Consider the following 3624-nt stretch of genomic DNA (forward strand, 5'->3'; position numbering starts at 1 on the left):
CTTCTTCCTCGAGATCAACAACGAGTTGGCCGACAAGGGCTTTTTGGTCACTTCGACCGAGGCGCTCATCACCTGGGCGCGCAGCGGGTCGCTGATGTTCATGACCTTCGGCCTCGCCTGTTGCGCGGTCGAAATGATCCACACCTCGATGCCGCGCTATGATTCGGAGCGGTTCGGTGTCGCGCCGCGCGCGTCCCCGCGCCAGTCCGACATCATGATCGTCGCCGGCACGCTGACCAACAAGATGGCGCCGGCGCTGCGCAAGGTCTACGACCAGATGCCGGAACCGCGCTACGTCATCTCGATGGGCTCCTGCGCCAATGGCGGCGGCTACTACCACTACTCCTATTCGGTGGTGCGCGGCTGCGACCGCATCGTGCCCGTCGATATCTATGTGCCCGGCTGCCCGCCGAGCGCCGAAGCGCTGCTCTACGGCATTCTTCTCTTGCAGAAGAAGATCCGCCGCACCGGCACGATCGAACGGTAAATCCATGACCGCATCCCTGAGCGAACTGTCGAACTATCTCGGCGAGAAGCTGATCGGCCGCGTGAACGAGGCTGATATCGCCTATGGCGAACTCACCATCCATGTCGAGCCGCGCGATCTGGTCGAGGTGATGACCTTCCTGCGCGACGATGCGCGCTGCCAGTTCATCTCGATCATCGACGTCTGCGGCGCCGACTATCCGTCGCGGGCCAAGCGTTTCGACGTCGTCTATCATCTGTTGTCGCCGAAGCAGAATGTGCGCATCCGCGTCAAGGTGCAGGCCGACGAGGAAACCATGGTGCCGTCGATCACCGGCGTGTTCCCCGGCGCCGACTGGTTCGAGCGCGAGACCTATGATCTCTACGGCGTGCTGTTCTCGGGCCATCCCGATCTGCGCCGCCTGTTGACAGACTATGGTTTCGAAGGCCATCCGCTGCGCAAGGATTTCCCGCTGACCGGCTTCGTCGAGGTGCGCTACGACGATGAGGCCAAGCGCGTTATCTATGAGCCGGTCGAGCTCAAGCAGGAATTCCGCAATTTCGATTTTTTGTCCCCGTGGGAAGGTACGGATTACGTCCTGCCGGGTGACGAGAAGGCAAAGCAGTAAATGGCTGAAACCTCCGTCCGCAACTTCAACATCAATTTCGGCCCGCAACACCCTGCGGCGCACGGCGTTTTGCGCCTTGTGCTGGAGCTGGACGGCGAAGTCGTCGATCGCGTCGATCCGCATATCGGGCTCTTGCATCGCGGCACCGAAAAGCTGATCGAGGCCAAAACCTACCTGCAGGCGATTCCCTATCTCGACCGGCTCGACTATTGCGCGCCGATGAACCAGGAGCACGCCTTCGCGCTCGCCGCCGAGCGCCTGCTCGGCATCGAAGTGCCGAAGCGCGGCCAGCTGATCCGCGTTCTCTACTGCGAAATCGGCCGCATCATGTCGCACATCCTCAATGTGACGACGCAGGCGATGGACGTCGGCGCGCTGACGCCGCCGCTATGGGGCTTCGTCGAGCGCGAAAAGCTGATGGTGTTCTATGAGCGCGCCTCCGGTTCGCGCATGCATGCCGCCTATTTCCGTCCCGGCGGCGTCCACCAGGACCTGCCGCAGAAACTGGTCGAGGACATCGGCAAGTGGATCGACCCGTTCCTGAAGTCGATCGACGACCTCGATCAGCTGCTGACCGGCAACCGCATCTTCAAGCAGCGCAATGTCGACATCGGCATCGTCTCGCTGGCCGATGCCTGGGCCTGGGGTTTTTCGGGCGTGATGGTGCGCGGTTCGGGTGCTGCCTGGGACCTGCGCAAGTCGCAACCCTATGAATGCTATTCGGAAATGGATTTCGACATTCCGATCGGCAAGAACGGCGACTGCTTCGACCGGTACCTCGTGCGCATGGAAGAAATGCGCCAGTCTGCGAAGATCATGCGCCAGTGCGTCGATCTCCTGCTCGGCAAGGAAAGCACCGGGCCGGTGTCGAACCTCGACGGCAAGGTGGTGCCGCCCAAGCGCCAGGCGATGAAGCGCTCGATGGAAGCGCTGATCCATCACTTCAAGCTCTACACCGAGGGTTATCGCGTGCCGGCCGGCGAGGTTTACGCCGCGGTCGAGGCGCCGAAGGGCGAATTCGGCGTCTATCTCGTTTCCGACGGCTCCAACAAGCCCTACCGCTGCAAGCTGCGCGCGCCGGGTTTCGCGCATCTGCAGGCGATGGATTTCCTCTGCCGCGGCCACATGCTGGCCGACGTCACCGCCGTTCTCGGCTCCCTCGACATCGTGTTTGGTGAGGTCGATCGCTAAATGTCAGTCCGCCGTCTCGCAGAAGCCAGCGTCCAGCCAGCATCCTTCGCCTTCAACCGGGCGAACGCGGCTGCGGCGAAGCAATGGATCAAGAAGTACCCGAAGGGCCGTGAGCAGTCGGCCATCATTCCCTTGCTGATGATAGCGCAGGAGCAGGAAGGCTGGGTGACGAAGGCGGCCATCGAGACGATTTCCGACATGCTCGGCATGCCGCGTATCCGCGGGCTCGAAGTCGCGACCTTCTACACGCAGTACCAGTTGAATCCGGTCGGCACGCGTGCGCATATCCAGGTCTGCGGCACCACGCCCTGCATGCTGCGCGGTTCGGAAGCGCTGATGGATGTGTGCCGCTCCAAAATCCATCACGACCAGTTCCACGCCAACGACAAGGGCACCTTGTCCTGGGAAGAGGTCGAATGCCTTGGCGCCTGCGTCAACGCGCCGATGGTCATGATCTTCAAGGACACGTTCGAGGATCTGACGCCGGAACGCCTGGCTGAAATCATTGATCTCTATGACGCCGGCAAGGGTGCTTCGGTGGAACCGGGGCCGCAGAACGGCCGCACCGGCTCCGAGCCGGCCTCCGGCCTCACCACGCTGAAGAGCGAAAAGGCGATCCTCAAGTCGACCCGCGAAAGGGAGGCCAGGGAGGCCGCCAAGGCCGCCAGGGCGGCGCCCGACGCGATCATCGCGGCGCCTGTGCCGGGGCCGGCCGCGGCCCCTGTCGCACCGTCCAACACCAGCAAGCCGAAGACCGACGCCCCTGAAACCAGCCCGGCATTGAAGACGCCTTCAAAAACCAAGGTCGCGCCGGCGGTTGAAAAGGCGGCGAGCGTTGCCGCGCCGCTGCATTCGGCCGCCAACGCCAACAAGGCGGACTCCAAGGTCGAGCAGGTTTCCAAGCAGCGCAGCGGTCCGATAACCAAGGCCGAGCCGGCATCCGCCTTCAAGGCGCCGGAGGTCAAGGTGCCGGCGGCCAAGCCGGCCAAACCGTCGCTCGGGGACAAAAACCGTCCGGCCGGAATCGATAAACCGGCACAGGTCGACGACCTCAAGCTGATCTCCGGCGTCGGCCCCAAGATCGAGGGCATCCTGCATACGCTCGGCATTTTCACCTTCGCGCAGGTCGCGTCGTGGAAGAAGGCCGAACGCGAGTGGGTGGATGGCTATCTCTCTTTCCAGGGCCGCATCGATCGCGACGACTGGGTCAAGCAGGCCAAGGCGCTCGCCAAGGGTGGCGTCGCCGAATACATCCGCGTCTTCGGCAAGAAGCCGGTCTGAGGGACGAAAAATGCTTCAGGACAAAGACCGCATCTTCACCAATATTTACGGCACTGTC

At 62.7% G+C, this 3624-nt stretch carries 4 protein-coding genes; all 4 read left to right on the forward strand.

The genetic code is table 11. The annotated features are described in order from the left end of the window. Positions 1-487: NADH-quinone oxidoreductase subunit B (locus EN893_RS24040; RefSeq protein WP_164901062.1), on the forward strand; the 487-nt coding region annotated here is incomplete at its 5' end. Between the two features lie 4 nt (positions 488-491). Next, positions 492-1094: an NADH-quinone oxidoreductase subunit C gene (locus EN893_RS24045; protein ID WP_127268493.1), complete on the forward strand. Its 603-nt coding sequence runs from the start codon at positions 492-494 to the stop codon at positions 1092-1094. Next, positions 1095-2285: an NADH-quinone oxidoreductase subunit D gene (locus tag EN893_RS24050; RefSeq protein WP_127260745.1), complete on the forward strand. Its 1191-nt coding sequence runs from the start codon at positions 1095-1097 to the stop codon at positions 2283-2285. Beyond that, positions 2286-3566: an NADH-quinone oxidoreductase subunit E gene (locus EN893_RS24055; protein ID WP_127268494.1), complete on the forward strand. Its 1281-nt coding sequence runs from the start codon at positions 2286-2288 to the stop codon at positions 3564-3566. It abuts the gene before it with no gap. The last annotated feature ends 58 nt before the right edge of the window (positions 3567-3624 follow it).

Origin of the sequence: Mesorhizobium sp. M7A.F.Ca.CA.004.04.2.1 (assembly GCF_004022825.1) — a bacterium.
Lineage (GTDB): Bacteria > Pseudomonadota > Alphaproteobacteria > Rhizobiales > Rhizobiaceae > Mesorhizobium.

Bases quoted from the DNA above. Each gene is read 5' to 3' on its own strand.
- EN893_RS24045 (WP_127268493.1), top strand. From the start codon at position 492: ATGACCGCATCCCTGAGCGAACTGTCGAACTATCTCGGCGAGAAGCTG.
- EN893_RS24050 (WP_127260745.1), top strand. From the start codon at position 1,095: ATGGCTGAAACCTCCGTCCGCAACTTCAACATCAATTTCGGCCCGCAA.
- EN893_RS24055 (WP_127268494.1), top strand. From the start codon at position 2,286: ATGTCAGTCCGCCGTCTCGCAGAAGCCAGCGTCCAGCCAGCATCCTTC.